This window comes from Amycolatopsis sp. A133, assembly GCF_031082405.1.
Classification (GTDB): domain Bacteria; phylum Actinomycetota; class Actinomycetes; order Mycobacteriales; family Pseudonocardiaceae; genus Amycolatopsis.
Map to the genome: position 1 here is coordinate 27,833 of NZ_JAVHJU010000064.1, position 18,425 is coordinate 46,257.

Here is an 18,425-nt window from a genome sequence, read left to right on the forward strand (position 1 = left end):
AGCGGCAACCGGGTCACCGGTAAGGTCCAGTTTCATGGCTGTGGAGTGGGCCGGTTCGGGTCCGGAGCTGTTGTTCACCATCGACCGGGACAGCGGTGCGGGGTTGCGCACCCAGCTGGAGGAGCAGTTCCGCGACGCGATCCGCGGCGGACGCCTCGCGGGCGGGGAGAAGCTGCCCTCGTCCCGCGAGCTCGCCGGTGCCCTCGGCCTGTCCCGCGGTCTTGTCCAGGACTGCTACGCCCAGCTCCAGGCCGAGGGCTACCTGACCAGCCGTCCTGGATCGGCGACGCGCGTGGCGGCGGCCGCCGGTCTCCCGCGGCCCACGCCACCGCCGCCCAGCCCGCCGACCCGGCCCCGGCCCGCGATCGCCGACTTCCGCCACGGCGTCCCCGATCTCCGCCTGGCTCCCCGCGAGGATTGGGCGTGGGCGATCCGCGAGGTCTGCCGCACCGCGCCGAACACCGCGTTCGACTACGGCGACCCGATCGGCGACCAGCACCTGCGGGAGGTGCTCGCGGCGTACCTGCGGCGGGTGCGGGCGGTCGCGGCCACGGCCGGGCAGGTCGTCGTCTGCACCGGGATGGCGCAGGCGTTCGGGCTGGTGCTGCGGGCGCTCGCTGCCGGGGGAGTGGACACGCTCGCCTTCGAGGACCCCGGCACCGCCGGGTCGACGACCGGCCAGGCGAACGCCGCCGGCCTGGCCGCGGTGCCCGTTCCGGTCGACGAAGCCGGCCTGGACGTCGAGGCGCTGGACCGCAGCGGAGCGCGGGCCGTGCTGGTGACGCCCGCGCACCAGTGGCCGACGGGGGTGGTGCTCGCCGGGCACCGCCGTCAGGAGCTGCTCGCGTGGGCGCGACGGCGCGACGGCGTCGTGATCGAGGACGACTACGACGCGGAATTCCGGTACGACCGCGACCCGGTCGGCTCGCTGCAGGGCCTCGACCCCGACCGCGTCGTCTCGCTCGGCACGGTCAGCAAGTCGCTCGCGCCGGCCCTGCGCCTGGGCTGGCTGGTCGCCCCCGAACGGCTGGTGCCCGCGCTGGCCCGGGACAAGCTCGTCACCGACCGCGGGAGTCCCGGCCTCGACCAGCTGGCGCTGGCGCTGCTCATCGAATCCGGGCGCTACGACCGGCACCTGCGCCGCGCCCGCACCGAGTACGCCGCCCGGCGCCGGACGCTCGTCGACGCGCTGGCCGCGCACGCCCCCGGCCTCCGCGTCACCGGGCTCGCCGCCGGGTTCCACGCGATCCTGCACCTGCCGCCGGGGGCCGTCGAACAGGAGGTGATCGACCAGGCCCGGCAGCGGGGCGTCGGCCTGTACGGGCTGGCCCGGATGCACCAGGTGCCGGGGCCGCACCCGCCACGGCTGATCCTCGGCTTCGGCGACACCCCGGAGCACACGATCGCCCCCGGCATCGTCGCCGTCGCCGACCTGCTGCGCGGCTGATCAGGAGAGGTTCGCGGCGGCGGTGGTCTCCCAGGCGAACCCGTCCGGGTCGGTGAACGGCTCGGCCGCGCCGCCGAGGGCGATCCGGTGCGAGCCGCTGCCCTCGGCGGCGACCCCGGCGTCCTTCGCGAGCGCCTTGCGCCGGTACAGCGCCAGCTTGACGGGGCTCTCCCCGGCCTCGAACTCGACGTACACCCGGCCGAAGCTCTTGCCGGCGGTCAGGCCGCGGTCGAGGTAGAACTTCTTGCTCGCGGCCACGTCGGCGACGCCCAGCAGCAGCACGACGGCGTTGATCTTGCGGGTGGCCGGGCCGGTGTTCTTCTTGGCGGAGGTCGCGAGCTTCCAGATGGTGCCGTCCGGGGCCCGGACGGTGCCGCCGTAGCCCCACATGGACTTCGTGGCCGGCTTGATGGTCGTGGCCCCGGCCGCGAGAGCGGTCTCGACGAGGGAGTCGACGTCGGCGGGCTGCGGCACGGTGAGGGAGAGGGTGAACCCGCGGAAGCCGTCGGCCGGCGCGTCCGAGACCCGGAAACGCAGCTGCGTGGTGAGCCCGAAGGCGTCGGCGTAGAAGCGCTCGGCGGCGGCGGTGTCGGCGACTTCGAGGGTGATGGTTTTGATGTTCGTCATGCCGGTAACGCTAGGTCCGGGCCGCTGACCGGCGCTTCTCGATTCCTGATCGGTCCGCGCCGGAAAAAGGGGTGGGCGGGGCGCGCGGCGGTCTGATAGCTTGCCGCAGTCCGTGACCCGGCTTCAGGAGGTGAGACCCGTGAACGCTGCAACGCTGTGGGTGCTCCCCCTCGTCGTCACGGGCGGGCCGGCCTAGCTGTCGCCGGGAGCGCCTGGATCAGGTCCTCCCGAAAGGCGACACCATGAACTTCCTGCACCACCGGCCGGTGATCACCCGCGTCGCACCGCGGCACTGGCACGCACTCGACGACGACCGGGTGGTCGGCCGCGGCGAAGCAACCCCACGGCCCGACGGCCGGCTCTTCCTCAGCATCGACACGTGGCACGACGCGGACTTCGCGCCCCTGGCCGCCGCGATGCTGCCCGAGCTGCCGAGGCCGCTGTACACAGTGGTCGACGAAGCGGACACGGATCTCAAGTGCCGCTGGGAATCCGCCGGCTTCACGACGCGACGCCGCGAGTGGGAGTACGCCGTCCCCACGGCCCCGGGATCCCCGCCACCGGGGGTGACGATCATGCCCGCGTCGGACCAGGCCGCGCTGCGCGCGCTGGACGAGCTGATCCGCGCCGAAGTCGAGGCGACGATCGGCTGGGCGGAGATGCCCGCGGAGGTACTGACCCGCCCGGACGACGCCATGGACCTCACGAAGTACGTGGTGGCAGCGGAACCGGACGGTTACGTCGGCCTGGCGCGGGTGGTGGCGGTGACCCGGCAGCCGCGGATCGGCCTGCTCGCGGTCCGCGCGGACCACCGGCGCCGCGGAATCGCCGGCGCGTTGCTCACTCATGTGTTGTCTTCCCTGTACGACAGGGGAATCGAGACGGCCACGGCGGAAGTGAACGAGGCGAACCCGGCGGCATCGGCGTTGTTCGAGGGTGTCGGAGCCCGCCGGGTGAGCAGCAACCTCGAGCTGGTGCTGCGCTGATGGCGGGCAATACCGGCGGCATCGAAGTGGAGGGCACGGTCGTCGAGTGCCTCCGGAACGCGACGTTCCGGGTGGAGCTGGAGAACGGGCACAAGGTCCTCGCGCACATCAGCGGCAAGATCCGGAAGAACTTCATCAAGATCCTGCCGTTCGACCGGGTCCTGGTGGAGCTGAGTCCTTATGACTTGAGCAGGGGGCGGATTTTGTTCCGTTACCGGACGTAGTTGCTTGTCGGCCGTCGCCGGGTCTCCGGACCTGGCGACGGCGTAACGGCGGGGCCGGCGTAAGCGACTGGATCGGACGCGAGCCGCGTCTGCCAACCACGAGGAGCTGCGCCGAATGTCGAACATCGCCCGGGCGACGAGGACCGCGAGCCACCGGACGGTCCGGTTCGTCGTCGACTTCCGGTGGACGCTTCTGGGCTTGGCCGTGGTGACCGTCGGCATCGTCTCGATGTTCGCCACGATTTCGCAGTGGGTCCTCGTCGTGGAGGCGGTCTTTTCGGTGGTTCTGCTGGCGCTGGAGGTCCGGAAGAACCTCCGGGAGTCGCGGCGGACCACTTTCCTGCAACGGCCGAACGAACGCTTCGAAGATGTCGTGGAACGCCTGGCGGGTGCCGAGAACGTGCGCGTGCTGGAGATGAGATCCGGCGTCTTCGTCCGCGACCGGCTCGTCAGCGACCGGATGCGGTCGCCGGAGCAGTTCGTGCGATTGTCCAAGCAGCCGTACGTCGTCCCCGAGCAACTGCGTCCGCAGGCCAGGCGCTTCCTCAAGTATGTACTGGCGAACCATCCGGGCCGGTTCAACGGACCCTGCATCGGCTGGAACACCGACTTCTCGGATCCGAACTGGGGTGCGGGAGACGTCGAGGCGGTCGTCGGCGACCACTTCCGGTTCGTGCAGTCGGACGAACTGGCGATGTGGGACGTGGAGCTGGATGGGCGCGTGCTCCCTGAATTCGGCCGCTCGCTGTTCGTCCGGCGCGGTGGTGACGTCCGGAACTTCCGGGACAGCTGGTTGTTCAACCTCATCGGCGCCTCGACCGTCGCCATCACCACGGACGGCCGGCTGGTGGTCACGCAGCAGTCCGCGGCGAACATGGCGAGTCGGAACATGCTGGCGCCGAGTGGTTCCGGCAGCGCGGAACCGAAGGACTTCCGCGGGGCGGATCGCCTGGTGTTGGCGCAGTTGGCCATCAACACGGCAACCCGGGAGCTGACCGAGGAGACCGGCATCGCGGCCGGCGAGGTGGAATGGTCCTCCTTGCTGGGTTTCGGGCGGTGGCTCGACAAGGCGGCGCGCGGCGAGCTCCTCTGTGTGACGTTCCTGAACATCGACTCGCACACCGTTGAGCGCAAGCGGATCCACCGCGCCGAGCGGATCTACACCACGCGCTCGAGAGCTGTCCGTTTTGCGCAACGCGTCGGCGAGTGGAGCCCCGCAAGGCCGGAAAAGCTGCTGCCCGAGGAGTACCGGTCACGCATGTCGGTACCACTCGGCGCAGCCCTCAGCCTCCTTGCCGAGGAGGCCGGTCTTCCGGACTCGCCGGTGCGGGAACGTATCACCCGGCTGCCGATCGGCCCGTAACCACGCCACCCGGCTGGATTTGCGATCACCGCGATCACGTCATTCTTTTCGAGCATTTTGTCGCGTATCTGACGTCGATTTGTCCTATGGTGAACGGCCGTTTCATGAATGAAGCGACCCGGTTGTATGCTCGATGCTTGGGCCTAACACGCGAGGTGGCGTATGAACGTCGTCCAGGTTCGACTCGATCAAGCCGGAACGGTTGCGGTGCGCGGAGCGGCGGAAAAACTGGTGCGCCAGGTCGATCGGTTGGACACCGTTGCCGCGCTCGAAAAAGCAGTCACGCTGACGCGTCTGCTGCCGGTGGCCTTGTGCGATGCGGTCGCGCGTTTGCGCGCACGGGACGACGAAACCATTGCGGTGGTCGTCTCCGGTGTCGATTTGGGACTCATGGCGCAGAAGCGGACACCCGGGTCGTTCGGCGAGTACGAAGGTGAACCGTGGAGCCGGCTGGCCGACGGTGCGCTCTTCTTGATCGGCGCAGCCCTCGGCGTGCCGTACTGCTTCGCTTCCCAGCAGCGCGGCCGGCTCGTTCTCGACGTGTTCCCGTTGCCGAGTCACGAGGAAGACCAGCTGGGCTGCAGTTCGACCGTCGCTCTCGAATGGCACAACGAAGACGCCTTCCACCCGCTTCGGGCGGCTTACACGATGTTGCTCTGCGTGCGTAACGAGCAGCGCGCGGCGACGCGGTTCGTGGCGGCGCGCGAATTGGAGCTGAGCAGCGAGGTGCTCGACGAGCTGCGCAAACCGCAGTTCACGATCGTTCCGGACCTGTCGCACAGCATCGGGTACAACCTGACCACCTCCGGAGTCGCCGCCGGGAGTGATCCGGCGTTCGCGCGGATCGCGGAGCTGGGCGACGAACTGGTCGCGGCCCCGGTGCTCGAAGGAGACGCCCAAGATCCGCAGATCCGCGTCGACTTCGCCTACATGCCAACGGATTCGCACAGCGAATCGGCCAACGCCGCACTGCTGGAACTGTGGACCGAGGTCGAACGGACGAGCAGATCGGTCGTGCTCGGGGCCGGTGACGTCCTGGTGCTCGACAACCGCCGTTGCATCCACGGGAGGGACAGCTTCGAGCCGCGTTACGACGGGACCGACCGGTGGCTTCGGCGGCTCAACGTCCACCGGCACCTGACCGACGTGACGGAGCACCAGCTGGAGCCGGGCGTGCTGAGCATCGTCTAGGAGCAGCCACCGGACCCGGCCGGTGGACACCGGCCGGGTCCCGGCCACGACCTCCGGTGTCAGTCCTGAGCCGTCGTGGACTGGCCGGGCTCCGCGTCCGAGCCGGCGAGCAGCGCGGCGAACGCCCGCTGCCGGACAAAACCGATCCGGTGGTAGATCGCGCCCGCCCGGTTCAGGAAGTCGCGTGCCGATTCGGTTTCGCCGCGCAGCCGGGAACATTGGCTCAGACCTTCGAGCGCCCGCGCCTCCTCGAGCGGGCTGTGGACGTCACGAGCGCGGTCGAGCGCGATGCGGTAGCGCGCCGCCGCGTCGTCGATTTCGTTCCGGTCGAGGAGCAGCGCCCCGTAGTGGTTGGCGGCTTCGGATTCGCCGCGCCGGTGCTCCAGCTCGCCGTAGATCTCCAAGGCCTGCGTCAGTGCTTCCTCCGCGCCGGGGTAGTCGGCTTCGAGGCGCAGGAGGTTGCCGAAGTTGGCCAGCACGTTCGCCTGGCCGAAGCGATCCCCGAGTTCGCGGCAGATTTCGAGGGCCTGCGCCAACGCCTCACGTGACGGGCCGCGATCTGCCTCGTCTTCGTTCACGGAGCCGAGAGTGCCGAGGTACCTGAGGGCATCGGCCTCGCCGAGCCGGCTGCCGATATCCCGGTAGATGCGCAACGCTTCGGTGGAGGCGGCCCGCGCCGCGTCGTAGTCCCCCGTGAGCTGCTTGACCAGCCCTAGTTCGTTGAGCGCGTACGCCTCCGCGAACCGGTCGCCGAGATCGCGGGAGATGTCCCGGGCCGCGGCCAGCGATTCGGCGGCCCCGGAATAGTCGCCGACGAAGTGCCGCATGGTCCCCAGCTCGTTGAGCGCGTACGCCTCGGCGAGACGGTCGTCGAGGGTGCGGGCGATCTCGAGCGCACTCGCGAGCGCGTCGCCGGCACCGGGGTAGTCGCCGATCATCGGCCTGACCGCGCCCAGCTCGGTCAAGGCATAAACCTGACCCGGGCGGTCGTCGAATTCGCGGTAGATCTCCAACGCGCGGGTCTGCGCTTCGATGGCGTCGCGGTAGTCCCCGGTGAGGCGCTGGAACGTGCCGAGATCGGTGAGCGACCGGGCCTGGCCGGCCCGGTCGCCGAGGGTCTGGTAGAGGGAAAGGGATCCGGAGAGCGCTTCCCTCGCCCGGCTGTAGTCCCCGCGCAGGAAGGAAATGACGCCGAGGTTCAGCAACGCGCCCGCCTGCCCGGGCCGGTCGCCGCTCGAGACCGCCGCCGTCACGGCCAGCTCGTGCGCCCGCACCGCTCCGTCCCACGGACCGACGTGACGCAGCAACGGCGCTATCGCCGAAGCGAGCCGGACGACCCGCACGTGCTCTTGTTCTTGAGCGGCGAAGTCGATGCAGGCCAGCAATGAGGTCCGCTCCGCCCCGAACCAGTCGATGGCGGTCTCTTGGTGGGCGATCTCGGGAACCGCGGTTCGCGGGGGCGCAATGGCTGCGTCGGGCCGTTCGGCGGCTCGAGCCACGTGCGCTCCGGCCACGGCCGCCACGTACTGGTAGTAGTCGAGCAGGCGTTTCACCGCATCGTCGAGATCGCTCGGATCGGTGCCCCTGGCGAGCGAGCCCGCGTATTCCCGGACGAGGTCGTGCATCTGGAAACGGCCGCGGACCGGCTCGTCGAGCAGGTGATCGACGTAGAGGGCGTCGAGACCCCTGCGGGCGCCGGAGAGGGAGAGGTCGCCGAGTGCTGCGGCACCGTAGGCGTCGAATTCGACGCCCGGGTGGAGGCTGAGGCGCTGGAACAGTTGTTTCTGCCCGGCGTCCAGTTCTTGGTAGGACGTTTCGAACGCCCCGGCCACCGCAACGTCCTCGGCGTGCATCTGCGGCAACCGCTCCTGGACGGATCTGAGGTCGGCAGCCAGGTCGGCAACGGTCCACGAAGAGTGGTGACGGAGTTTTGCGGCGAGGAGCCCGATCGCGAGCGGGAGGTAGCCGCAGAGGCGGACTATCTCCAAGGTGTCGCCGTGCTCCGCGGCAGCGTTGGCTCGGCCGGACAGGTGAGCGAACAGTTCGACGGCGGCTTCCGGCCGGAGGACGTCGAGCGGGACCGTGACGGCGTCGTCGAGCGCGGTCAGGCGTCGACGGCTGGTGATCATCACGAGACACTCTTTGGTGCCGGGCAACAGCGGCTCCACCTGGTGGTGGCCCGAAGCGTCGTCCAGGATGAGCAGAACGCGCTTGCCCGCAACGCGATCCCGCCACATCGCGGCCTTGGCGTCGAGATCGGCGGGTATCTCCTGCGGCGACAGGCCCTGGACGGTCAGCAAGGACGTCAGCGCGTCCGCCGGCTCCACCGGCGTCTTCCCGGGGGTGTTCCCGTGCAGCCGGAGGAAGTGCTGGCCGTCCGGGAAGCGGGTCGCCAGGAGGTGCCCCGCGTGAATGGCGAGCGCGGTTTTGCCGATCCCGGCCATGCCGTCGATCGCGTGGATGGCGATCACGCTTCGCGCCACACTGGCCTGGACCACCGAGTTGACCAAGGCGTCGAGCTCGGTGCTGCGGCCGATGAACGCGGTGATGTCGCGGGGGAGCGTGTGCATTACGGCCGCCAATGCCCTGATGTTCGTCTCGTGAATGTGTACGTCCCTCGCTGCCTGGTACACCCGTGCGCTGTCGTAGGCACGGCCGCGCAACTCCGTGGCAGGACGAGGTGCTTCCGCCTCGGAGCTGTCGGCGTTCCGATGAAGATGTGGCGCTACCGGTTCTTCGGTCATGTCAGCGCCGACCGGTGGCGGATGGCATCTTAAGGGACCTGATTTTCCGAGACATCTGCGGCTCCTCCCAGCTCCGCTCTCGTCAGGGCTGCTGCGTTTCGGGCGCGAGTCCTGAGCAGGCTCAGCCAAAGATGGTAGCCCGATCGCGTTGACGAGGTTCCGCCGAATGGAGAAGGAGTTTTTTGTCCAGTTATTGTCAAGAATTCACCGGCGAGCGGCCAGTGCCGCAGCCAAGCCCTCTTGCAGGTCCTCGACGAAATAACCGGGTACCTCCAGCGACGGGAAATGCCCTCCGGTTTCGGGCGTCCGCCACCGGACGATCTGCCGGAATCGCTGTTGTGCCCAGGCGCGCGGGCACTTCTCGATGTCGCGGGGATACACCGTGAGGGCCGACGGGACGTCGACGCGGAGTTCGGGGTCGAGCGAGTTGTGGCTTTCGTGGTAGATGCGGGCGGCCGATGCTCCGGTGCGCGTCAGCCAGTACAGGGTGACGTCGTCGAGGATGCGGTCTCGGGGAATCGTCTCGAACGGGCTGTCTTCGGTGTCGGTCCACTCGGCGAACTTGTCGAGGATCCAGGCGAGGAGCCCGGCCGGTGAGTCGACGAGCGAGTAGCCGATGGTTTGCGGCCGGGTTGCCTGCTGCTTCGCGTACGCCGCGCGGTTGCGCCAGAAATCGCGGGTTTCCTCGGTCCAGGTGCGCTCGGCCGCGGTCAGCCCGTCCGTCGAGAGCCCGGGCGGTGCCTGCGGGGTCGTGGTGTGGATGCCGAGGACGTGTTCCGGGAACCGGCCGCCGAGGATCGTGGTGATCACGCCTCCCCAGTCGCCGCCGTGGGCGGCGAATTCGCGGTAGCCGAGCCGATCCATCAGCTCGACCCAAGCGGCCGCGATCTTTTCCGTTCCCCACCCGGTGGTGGCCGGCTTGTCGCTGTAACCGAAGCCCGGCAACGACGGGGCCACTACGTGGAACGCCGGCGCGGCCGCGTCTTCCGGGTCGGCGAGCCCGTCCAGCACGTCGGTGAACTCGGCGATGCTGCCCGGCCAGCCGTGCGTCAGGAGCAACGGCGTGGCATCGGCGCGCGCGGATCGGCGGTGCAGGAAGTGGATGCCCAGGCCATCGATGGTCGTGTGGAACTGGCCGAGCCGGTCGAGGCGCGCTTCGAACGACCGCCAGTCGTACCCGGTGCGCCAGTGGTCCACGAGCTCGACGAGGTCGGCGAGCGGAACGCCCTGATCCCAGCGGGGCGGGCCGTGGACCGTCTCGGCTTCCGGCGGCCGCACCGCGGCCAGCCGCGCGCGCAGATCGTCGAGGTCGGCTTCGCTTGCGTGGGCTTCGAATGCTTGCACGTCGCTGGTGGGGTGATCCATGAGACCTCCTGGTCCGCGGAGAACCGGCTAAGACGGTTCTAACACGGCCCGAGGCCGACGAGCAACCTGCTAAGGTGGTTCCATGCCTGCTGGGTTCCCGGACTTCCGGCTGGGCAATGTGCTGGCGACCAGCTTCACGGGGACGCTGTCGGAGCGTCGTGGCGACGCGGTGGAGCGCATTCCCACGCCGCAACGGCTCGTCGACTGGCTGGGGGTGAACGGCCTCGCCGTGGCGTCCTGCACGGGCGCCCAGCTCGAACTCGCCCGGGAGCTGCGGGAATCGATCCACGCCGCCGCGACAGCGGCCGCGATCCAAGACCCGCTTCCGGCGTCGGCGATCCGGGTCATCAATGCCCGCAGCGCTCAGGGTCGCGCCGCGGCGGTCCTGACACCCGATGGGCAACGGCGATGGCAGCTCAGTTCGGCGTCGTGCGTAGAAGACGCCCTGGGCGTGATCGCCGCGGACGCGATCAGCATCATCTCGGGCGAACGCGACGGAAAACTGGCTTTGTGCGCGTCACCCACGTGCCAAGCCGCTTTCTTCGACACCAGCCAGAGCCGCACCCGCCGGTGGTGTGACATGAACACGTGCGGGAATCGCCAGAAGAAGGCACGCTTCAACGCCAGCCACCGCAAAGCCGCGACCTAGCGGGCAGGGCGGCGGTGCCGGCTCAGGCCGGGAGGTTCCGCCGCAGGAACGCCATCGTCAGTTCCCAAGCCCGCGCCGCGGCCTGCGGGTGGTGGAACATCGGGGCCACGTTGTTGTGGAACGCGTGCCCGGCTTCCTCCTGCACGTGGATCTCCGCCCCCGGGTGCGAAGCGACGGCAGACTCCACCACGGCCACGTCCGACCGCGGGATGAACGGGTCCTGCCCGCCGAAGTGGAACTGGATCGGGCACTCGATCCGGGAAAGGTTCCCGATCTGCTCCGCGACCGTCGAGCCGTAGAACGACACCGCCACGTCGGGGTCGCCTTCGGCCGCCGCCGCGAACGCCAGGGATCCGCCCAGGCAGAAACCCAGAACGCCGACACCGCCCGTCACCGACGGCAGGGCGCGGAGGTGGGCCACCGTGGCCAGGACGTCCGAAAGCCCCAGCGCCGGGTCGAACGAGGCCGCCACCTCCATCGAGGCCGCGACCCCCGCTTCGTCGTGCGTCGACGACCAGCCCGGGGCCGTGCGCCGGAACAGCTCCGGGATCGCCACCACGTAGCCCGCCGCCGCCAGGTCCGCGGCGACCGAGCGCAGGTAGTCGTCCAGGCCGAAGATCTCCTGGATCAGCACCAGGCCCGGCCCGCGGCCGGACGGTGGGAGCCACGTCGGGAGGTCGGCCGGCATCGCGTTCGTCACCCGATCACCGTACTGGTTCCGGGGCCGGGTGCGGCCTAAGTTGGGGTGCCGACCAAGGAGGCGTGATGGCTGAGCAGACCAAATACGTCCTGGACGAAGCCGATCTCCCCACCCAGTGGTACAACGTCATCCCCGACCTGCCCGAGCCGCCGCCACCGCCGCTGCACCCCGGCACCCGCGAGCCGGTCGGCCCGGACGACCTCGCTCCGCTGTTCCCGCAGGCGCTCATCGCCCAGGAAGTGACGACGGATCGCTATGTCGACATCCCGGAGGAGGTCCGGGAGGTCTACCGGCTCTGGCGCCCGTCGCCGCTGTTCCGCGCGCGACGGCTGGAGAAGGCGCTGGGCACCCCGGCGCGGATCTACTACAAATACGAGGGCGTCAGCCCGGTCGGTTCCCACAAGCCGAACACCGCCGTGCCGCAGGCGTTCTACAACGCGGCGGAAGGCGTCACGCGGCTGACCACCGAGACCGGCGCCGGCCAGTGGGGCAGCGCGCTCGCCTTCGCGTGCGCCCAGTACGGCCTCGAGTGCGAGGTCTGGCAGGTGCGGGCGTCCTACGACCAGAAGCCCTACCGCAAGCTGATGATGGAGACGTTCGGCGCGACCGTCCACCCGAGCCCATCCGAGCTGACCGAGTCCGGCCGGGCGATCCTCAAGCAGCACCCCGACTCCACCGGCAGCCTCGGCATCGCGATCAGCGAGGCCGTCGAGCAGGCCGCGCAGGACCCGGATGCGCGGTACGCGCTGGGCAGCGTGCTCAACCACGTGCTGCTGCACCAGACGGTCATCGGCGAGGAGGCGCTGAAGCAATTCGAATTGGCCGGCGACACCCCGGACGTCCTGGTCGGCTGCACCGGCGGCGGTTCGAACTTCGGCGGGCTCGCCTTCCCGTTCCTGCGGGAGAAGCTGGCTGGCCGGATGGACCCGGTGATCCGCGCGGTCGAGCCGGCGGCGTGCCCGTCGCTGACGCGCGGCAAGTACGCCTACGACTTCGGCGACACGGCGGGGCTGACCCCGCTGCTGAAGATGCACACGCTCGGCCACGAGTTCATCCCGGACCCGATCCACGCGGGCGGCCTGCGCTACCACGGGATGTCGCCGCTCATCTCGCACATCTACGAACTCGGCCTGATCGAGGCGATCGCCATCGGGCAGCAGGAGTGCTTCTCGGCGGGCGTGCGGTTCGCGCGGTCCGAAGGCATCATCCCGGCCCCGGAGCCGACGCACGCGCTCGCGGCGTGCATCCAGGAAGCGTTGCGGTGCAAGGAAAGTGGGGAGGAAAAGGTGATCCTCACGGCGTTGTGCGGCCACGCCCACCTCGACCTGCCCGCGTACGGCGCCTACCTGGCCGGGGACATGGTGGACAACGAACTGTCCGCGGCCACCCTCGAGGAGTCCTTGGCGACCTTGCCCTGACCTGAGCGTTCCAAGGTGGCCTTGGGTGCGTTGAGTCAGCACTGCGGCGCGCAGCGTCTCCGTTGAGGGTGGTGGCGGGGGCATGGATGGAGCAACCAAGGCCACCTTGGGGCGGTCAGGTTTGCCCTGAGTTCCTGAACTTCGGCAGTGTCGCCTCCGTCCCAGAAGCCGCCCTGGAGGCCATACAAGTAATTGCAGATTCCGCTGTCGTCAAATCCCGATCTTCAGCGAGAGGCTCAAGAGCTCCCCGGACTCCCCAGACATCCTGGCACTGCCGGATTTCAGATTTTCGACTATCTCATCGTGCGTAAGCTCTTTTGGCCCGTAGACATAGACGAAGCCGATCTTTTCCAATGCCGTTTCACGTGCGTGCATCGCTGCTGACAACGCTTGGTCGAGACCGGCGAGGAAGTCCCCGAAGGCAGCCAGCTTGCGCTCGCGCCAATCGAGCTGGAACTCGTGTCTCCTCTGGTCATCGAGTCGGTTTCGCTCGCGCTGCCACCGAACTTCCTCGCGATCACGTTCTCGGTCCCAACGCCGGTCTTCACGACGTGAGGCGATCAGTTGCCCGCCCCAACTGCCTGCCAACGCACCGACAAAGCCCAAGACTGCGGCCCACCATGTCATGACGGCAAGCCTACGAGGTGATTCCTTCGCCGGCACAACGCTCAAATCACCGCGCTGGAGCTGAAGCCGGTCAGAGCACGTCCGGGATCTCCGGGCGGATCAGCTCCGAGCGGGCGGTCGCCAGGATCACGCGGTCGCGGCCGCCGGCCTTGGCTTCGAACACCGCGTCGTCCGCTGCCTGCAGGAGGATTGTGTACTCCGTGGCCGTTTCCGGGTACACCGCTGCGCCGATCGAGGCCGTCAGTCCGCGGATCACCTCGGGCTTGCCCGGGCGGATCACCGGGACCGGCACCTCGAGCCGGGCGATCGCCGTCCGGATGCGGTCCGCGACCGAAACGATCTCCGTGGTGGTCGTGCCCGGGAGCAGGACCACGAACTCGTCGCCGCCGAAGCGGCCGACGTAGTCGCCGCCGCGGACCGATTGCTGGATCGCCGCCGCGACCGCGCGCAGCACCTCGTCGCCCGCCAGGTGACCGTTGCCGTCGTCGATGGCCTTGAAGTGGTCGATGTCGATCATGAGCACGCCCGCCGTCGAGGACAGCTCGGCCGCGCGAGCGAGTTCGTTGTGGGCCAGCTGGACCCAGAACTCCGGGGCGAGCAGCGCGGTCTTGGAATCCGTGCGCGCGGCCGCCTGGAACTGGGGGAGCAGCAGGCCGATGTGGAGCGCCACCGGCGTCACCATGAGCACCGGCAGCAGCCACGGCCGGACCGTCATCACCAGTGCGATGCCGCAGCCGACGCCGACCGCGGCCAGCACGATCAGCACGTCGGACGGGTTGCCGAACGCCTGCCGCGGCGGCTTGCCCGGGTTGCTCATCAGGATCGCGAAGATCACGAGCACGTAGTTCAGGCCGAAGTAGACGATCCCGGACACGAGCAGCGCGCTCATCCCGCCGAAACCGTCCAGGTAGGGCACGTACGGCGCCACGTGCCCGGTGCCCACCGAAAGCACGGCGCCCGCGGCGGCACAGGCGAGGATCACCGTGGCGCCGGAGAACACTTTCCGGTGAATCACACCGCGTCGTTTGTAGACGCGGACCCACGAATGGGCGTAGCTGACAACGATGACCACGGCGGCCAGGGGCGGCGGCAGGAGAAGGAGCCCGGCGAAGATCCAGATCGACTGCAGGTGCATGTGCGGGCGGCCGTCGGCAGCCAGCTCGCGGATCCGCTCGATGCGTTGCGCCGCTTCGAGGTGCACGACTTCGCCGGCCAGGATCAGCCCGCACCACAACAGCGACTGGGCCGTGACCGGCACCAGTGCGGCCGTGGCGGCGACCACGGTCAGCGCCAGCGCGTCGACGACGAGGACGTAGCCGAGCACCGGAGTGCCCAGCTTCCACATCGCCCACGTTCGGATACCTGATCGTGGACGTTCTGAGCTGGGCTTTCGCCCTTGGGACCCGGACAATCCCACGAAACGCCCTTCTGCTCAGGATGGATACCCTGCGCGGAAATCGTCACTGTAATCGAATGAACGCGGTGTGTCACTAGGCCGGTCAGGCTACGGTTCGGTCACGCACCGTGCATCACCCCTCACAAAACAGGAGAGATCATGTCGCACTTCCTGCCCAACAGCAACATCGTCCCGTCCCGCCGCCGCCGCGCGCAGCGGCCGACCGACTGGACCCGGCAGCTCCCCACCGACTGGACCCGCGCGATCCCGACCGACTGGACCCCGCGGCAGCTGCCGACGGACTGGACCGCCCGCGAACTGCCCACCGACTGGACCGTGCGCGAGCTGCCGACCGATTGGGCCCGCTCCGGCGTCGCCGCACCACTGCCCGAGTGCCCGACCGACTGGACCCCGCGGGAGCTGCCCACCGACTGGACCCCGCGCGAACTGCCGACCGACTGGACCCCGCGCCGGCTCCCCACCGACTGGACGCGGTCCTGACCAGTGCCCGGTGACCGGCCACGCGCCGGTCACCGGGGGTCCGGTTGGGCCCGCCGCCACAGCCGGGCCGCGCCGAGCGCCGCCACCACGCCGATCGCCCCCGCGCCGGCGACCACGGTGTGCGGGGCCGCCCGTTCGGCGGCCAGTCCGGCCAGCACCACCCCCAGGCCCTGCGACACCCGCAGCGCCGTCAGCGCGAAGCCGAACGCCTGGGCGCGCTGGGCGTCCGGCGTCAGCTGCACGAACGTCGTGTTCGCGATCAAGTTGTACGAACTGGCCACCCCGGACAGCGTGAACAGCGCCAAAGTGGCCGCCAGGTCCGGTTGCAGGGCGCAGCCCAGCAGCGCCGCGCACGCCAGCACCGCGAGCGGCCCCAGCAACCGGCCCCGCCGCGCGGGCGGGATCCGCGACAGCACCGCCATGCCGAGCACGCTCCCCAGCGCGTACGCCCCGAGCAGCAGGCCGACCACCACCGCGCCCCCGCCGAGCTCGGCGGCGTACGGCGCGGCGATGGCTTCGCCCGCGATGTAGATCCCGGAGACGCAGCCGAGCGCGACCAGTGCCAGCCGGCGCCGGTCGCCGACGACCACCGTCCAGCCCGCCCGCACGTGCCGCCACCACCGGACCCCCGGCTCGGCCCGCGGTGGCCGCGACCGCACGCCGGCGACCAGGAACACCGCCGACACCGCGAAGCTCGCCGCGTCGGCGAGCAGGGCGCCGGCGGTGCCGAGGGCCGCCACGAGCAGCCCGCCGAGCGCGAAGCCGGCGACCTGGCCCGCCTGCACGAGCATCATCAGCAGGCCCATCCCCGGCACGAACGTCTCGCCGGGCAGCACCTGCGGCAGCAGGGCCGCCCGCGCGGAGTTCCACACGGGGTTGAACAGCTGGACCCCGACCAGCAGGGCCGCCACCACCGGCAGCGGCAGGCCGGGCGCGGCCATCGCGGTCACCGCGACCGCGCGCAGGACGTCGGCGGCGATCATCACCGTCCGCGGCGGGTGCCGGTCGGCCAGCCCGGACAGCAATGGCCCGCCGACGAGGTCGGGCAGGAACGTCAGCGCGTAGGTCAGCGCGGCCCAGCCCGGCGAGTTCGTGCGGTCGTAAACCAGGATCGACAGCGCGACCCGGGCCAGCTGGTCACCGGTGACCGAGACCAGCTGGGCGGAGAACAGCGCCCGGAACTCGGTCACGCCGAGAACGTCCCGGAACCCCGCCGGTCGTGCCGTCATGGGCGCTCAGGGTACCGCCGCGAACGCCCAGCGTGAACGGCCGTTAGGAGGTCACTGGCCTTCGCCGCAGACGATTTTCGGCTGCGGGTTGTAGTGGACGGTCCGGGTCGACCGGCTGACCTCGCGCCCGGTGGCGACGTCCTTGAGCACGCGGGTGTTGCTGGTGGTGAACCCCTGGGCGCCGTTCGAGGCGTGGCAGTTCTCCGCCGGGCCCGGCTTGGTCGGCGGGTCGCTCTGGTTGGTCTGGGCGCCTTCGATCGACTCGACGGTGTAGCGCTTGGTGCCCCACAGCTTCACGGTGATCGACGACGGCGTCCAGATCGTCTGGATCGCGATGCCGGTCGGCGAGTCGTTGGTGAACTTGAGGTCGATGACGCTGGAGCCGTTGGGGTTCTGGAACACCGTCGCTTCGCGCGCGGCGGGGTAGCGGCTGATGTAGTAGCTGTGCTCCTTGTGCCCCGCGTCCTTCAGGCCCGCGAAGTACGCCGCGTTGTAGAGCGTGGTCGCGAACTGCGAGATGCCGCCGCCGACCTCGCGCCCGGGAGCGCCGTCCTTGATCACGCCCGCCTCGACGTAGCCCTGGGCCGTGCCGCGCGGACCGGTGAAGCCGTTGAGGCTGAAGGTTTCCCCGGGCTTGACGATGGCGCCGTTCACCTTCTGGGCGACGACGCGGATGTTCACCCCGGAGTCGGCCGCGAACTTCTGGGTCGTGAACTCGCCGACGACCTCCTTGACGCCCAGCTGGTTCGCCTGCTCGGTGGTGATCTTCGCCGGGCTGTCCTTGTAGATCGCCGGGACCTCGCGGCCCTCGGTCTTCTTCAGCACGTCGGGCAGTGGCTTGAGGCTGGGGCCCCAGTCGATGGTCCGGCCGTCGGTGGAGGGGTCGACCGCGGGCTTGCCGCCCTCGAAGACGACGGTCGCGTCCTTGCCCTCCTTTTCGGTGGACTTCAGCTGCGGCCCGGCGGCTTCGGCGATCTTCTTGTTGTCGATCTTCGGCGTCAGCCCGCCGCCGTCGGCCGGTTCGAAGCTGATCGCCGCGGCGATCGCCTCCGGCTTCACGGTGGCGTCCTTGCCCTCGCCCTTGACCACCAGCGGGCCGGAGACGGCGGGGCGCGCGAACTGGTCGAGCGCGGCCTGGACGCCTTCGGGGGTGGTGCGGACCGGCGTGCCGGTCACCGGCAGCGCCAGGGTTCCCCCGCTCGCCCACTTCTCGACGACGGCGGCGGTCGCGCCCGCCACGTCGAGCTTCTGCCCGGCCTTCGGCGGCACGGCGACCGGCTCGGCGCCGTCGAACTTCACGGTGCCTTCGACCGGGTCGCGGTCGACCTTGCCGCGCAGCGCCTCGAGCGCGGCGGTGAGCTTGGCGTCGTCGGCGTGGCTGACGACGCCGACCTCGCGGCTGGAGAACAGCGACGACAGGCGCGTGAAGGGGTTCAGCGGCTGCTCGCCGGCCTGGTCGAGGGTCTGCGGCCAGTCGAGCCTCAGCCCGGCGAGCGTCGGCGACAGCGTGCTCTGGACGTCGCCCGCGGTGACGGCGAGCGGGCGCGTGAGCCGCGGCTCGATCTGCCCGCGCAGTTCCTGCTCGGCGGCCTCGCGGCCCATCCCGCCGACGTCGACGCCGGCCACGGTCACCCCGCGCGGGACGCTGCCCTGGCTGATCAGCAGGTCGACGCCGTAGACCGCGACGAGCAGCCCGAACACCCCGCCCGCGATGAAGCCGGCTTTGCGGAAGGAGCGTTTCGGACGGGCGGCGTCCGGGTGCGGCTCGGGCCGGACGGCCGGCAGGACGTCGGTCTGCTCACCGTGTGAGTCGGGCCAGCGCGGTTCGTACGGCAACTCTCCACCCCTTCAACGCGGCACCGGGTCGCGCCGGTGACGGGAACAAGCGTACGGGGCACCTGGACAAGCCGTACGACTCGCCCTAACGGGGGATGAACCGGTCACGGATCGGTGAATGG

16 protein-coding genes are annotated in these 18,425 nt (G+C 69.9%); 8 read left to right on the forward strand and 8 right to left on the reverse strand.

The genetic code is table 11. The features are described 5' to 3' along the window. Positions 1-34: 34 nt before the first annotated feature. A complete protein-coding gene (locus Q5425_RS38345) occupies positions 35-1,447 on the forward strand; it encodes a PLP-dependent aminotransferase family protein (RefSeq protein WP_308677314.1) in 1,413 nt (470 codons plus the stop codon). Here the strand turns inward: Q5425_RS38345 and Q5425_RS38350 are convergent, their stop codons facing one another. Next, positions 1,448-2,074, reverse strand: coding sequence for a glyoxalase (locus Q5425_RS38350; protein ID WP_308677315.1), 627 nt, complete (start codon positions 2,072-2,074; stop codon positions 1,448-1,450). It lies immediately after the preceding gene. Positions 2,075-2,316: 242 nt separating this feature from the next. On the opposite strand from Q5425_RS38350, the gene Q5425_RS38355 reads away from it, so the two are divergent. From Q5425_RS38355 to Q5425_RS38370, 4 genes are all read left to right on the forward strand, one after another. Beyond that, complete coding sequence (locus tag Q5425_RS38355) at positions 2,317-3,060, forward strand: GNAT family N-acetyltransferase (RefSeq protein ID WP_308677316.1); 744 nt, start codon at positions 2,317-2,319, stop codon at positions 3,058-3,060. After that, a complete protein-coding gene (gene infA / locus Q5425_RS38360) occupies positions 3,060-3,284 on the forward strand; it encodes a translation initiation factor IF-1 (RefSeq protein ID WP_308677317.1) in 225 nt (74 codons plus the stop codon). Before Q5425_RS38355 ends, infA begins: the two co-directional genes overlap by 1 nt. Before the next feature lie 115 nt (positions 3,285-3,399). Beyond that, a complete protein-coding gene (locus Q5425_RS38365) occupies positions 3,400-4,647 on the forward strand; it encodes a hypothetical protein (RefSeq protein WP_308677318.1) in 1,248 nt (415 codons plus the stop codon). Between the two features lie 162 nt (positions 4,648-4,809). After that, positions 4,810-5,838, forward strand: a complete 1,029-nt coding sequence (locus tag Q5425_RS38370) for a TauD/TfdA family dioxygenase (protein ID WP_308677319.1) — start codon at positions 4,810-4,812, stop codon at positions 5,836-5,838. 59 nt (positions 5,839-5,897) lie between these two features. On the opposite strand, the gene Q5425_RS38375 is transcribed toward Q5425_RS38370, so the two are convergent. Together Q5425_RS38375 and Q5425_RS38380 are read right to left on the reverse strand one after the other, a co-directional pair. Continuing rightward, on the reverse strand, positions 5,898-8,408 hold the full coding sequence (locus Q5425_RS38375; RefSeq protein WP_308677320.1) for a tetratricopeptide repeat protein: 2,511 nt from the start codon (positions 8,406-8,408) through the stop codon (positions 5,898-5,900). 378 nt (positions 8,409-8,786) lie between these two features. Further along, on the reverse strand, positions 8,787-9,947 hold the full coding sequence (locus Q5425_RS38380) for an alpha/beta fold hydrolase (protein WP_308677321.1): 1,161 nt from the start codon (positions 9,945-9,947) through the stop codon (positions 8,787-8,789). Between the two features lie 82 nt (positions 9,948-10,029). Here Q5425_RS38380 and Q5425_RS38385 point away from each other — a divergent pair, with 82 nt between their 5' ends. Further along, a complete protein-coding gene (locus tag Q5425_RS38385) occupies positions 10,030-10,596 on the forward strand; it encodes a CGNR zinc finger domain-containing protein (RefSeq protein ID WP_308677322.1) in 567 nt (188 codons plus the stop codon). A gap of 22 nt (positions 10,597-10,618) precedes the next feature. Here Q5425_RS38385 and Q5425_RS38390 read toward each other — a convergent pair whose 3' ends face one another. Further along, a complete protein-coding gene (locus tag Q5425_RS38390; protein ID WP_396135347.1) occupies positions 10,619-11,284 on the reverse strand; it encodes a dienelactone hydrolase family protein in 666 nt (221 codons plus the stop codon). Between the two features lie 77 nt (positions 11,285-11,361). On the opposite strand from Q5425_RS38390, the gene Q5425_RS38395 reads away from it, so the two are divergent. Further along, a complete protein-coding gene (locus Q5425_RS38395) occupies positions 11,362-12,714 on the forward strand; it encodes a TrpB-like pyridoxal phosphate-dependent enzyme (protein ID WP_308677324.1) in 1,353 nt (450 codons plus the stop codon). A 210-nt stretch (positions 12,715-12,924) separates the two neighbouring features. Here Q5425_RS38395 and Q5425_RS38400 read toward each other — a convergent pair whose 3' ends face one another. Both Q5425_RS38400 and Q5425_RS38405 read right to left on the reverse strand, forming a co-directional pair. Further along, complete coding sequence (locus Q5425_RS38400) at positions 12,925-13,341, reverse strand: hypothetical protein (RefSeq protein ID WP_308677325.1); 417 nt, start codon at positions 13,339-13,341, stop codon at positions 12,925-12,927. A gap of 70 nt (positions 13,342-13,411) precedes the next feature. Beyond that, a complete protein-coding gene (locus Q5425_RS38405; protein ID WP_308677326.1) occupies positions 13,412-14,686 on the reverse strand; it encodes a diguanylate cyclase in 1,275 nt (424 codons plus the stop codon). 210 nt (positions 14,687-14,896) lie between these two features. On the opposite strand from Q5425_RS38405, the gene Q5425_RS38410 reads away from it, so the two are divergent. Next, positions 14,897-15,238 (forward strand): hypothetical protein, encoded by a 342-nt coding sequence (locus Q5425_RS38410; RefSeq protein WP_308677327.1) that lies wholly within the window; start codon positions 14,897-14,899, stop codon positions 15,236-15,238. A gap of 29 nt (positions 15,239-15,267) precedes the next feature. On the opposite strand, the gene Q5425_RS38415 is transcribed toward Q5425_RS38410, so the two are convergent. After that, on the reverse strand, positions 15,268-16,467 hold the full coding sequence (locus tag Q5425_RS38415; RefSeq protein WP_308677328.1) for an MFS transporter: 1,200 nt from the start codon (positions 16,465-16,467) through the stop codon (positions 15,268-15,270). A 51-nt stretch (positions 16,468-16,518) separates the two neighbouring features. Further along, entirely contained in the window at positions 16,519-18,303 is a 1,785-nt protein-coding gene (locus tag Q5425_RS38420) for a VanW family protein (protein ID WP_308677329.1), read from the reverse strand. Positions 18,304-18,425 lie beyond the last annotated feature (122 nt).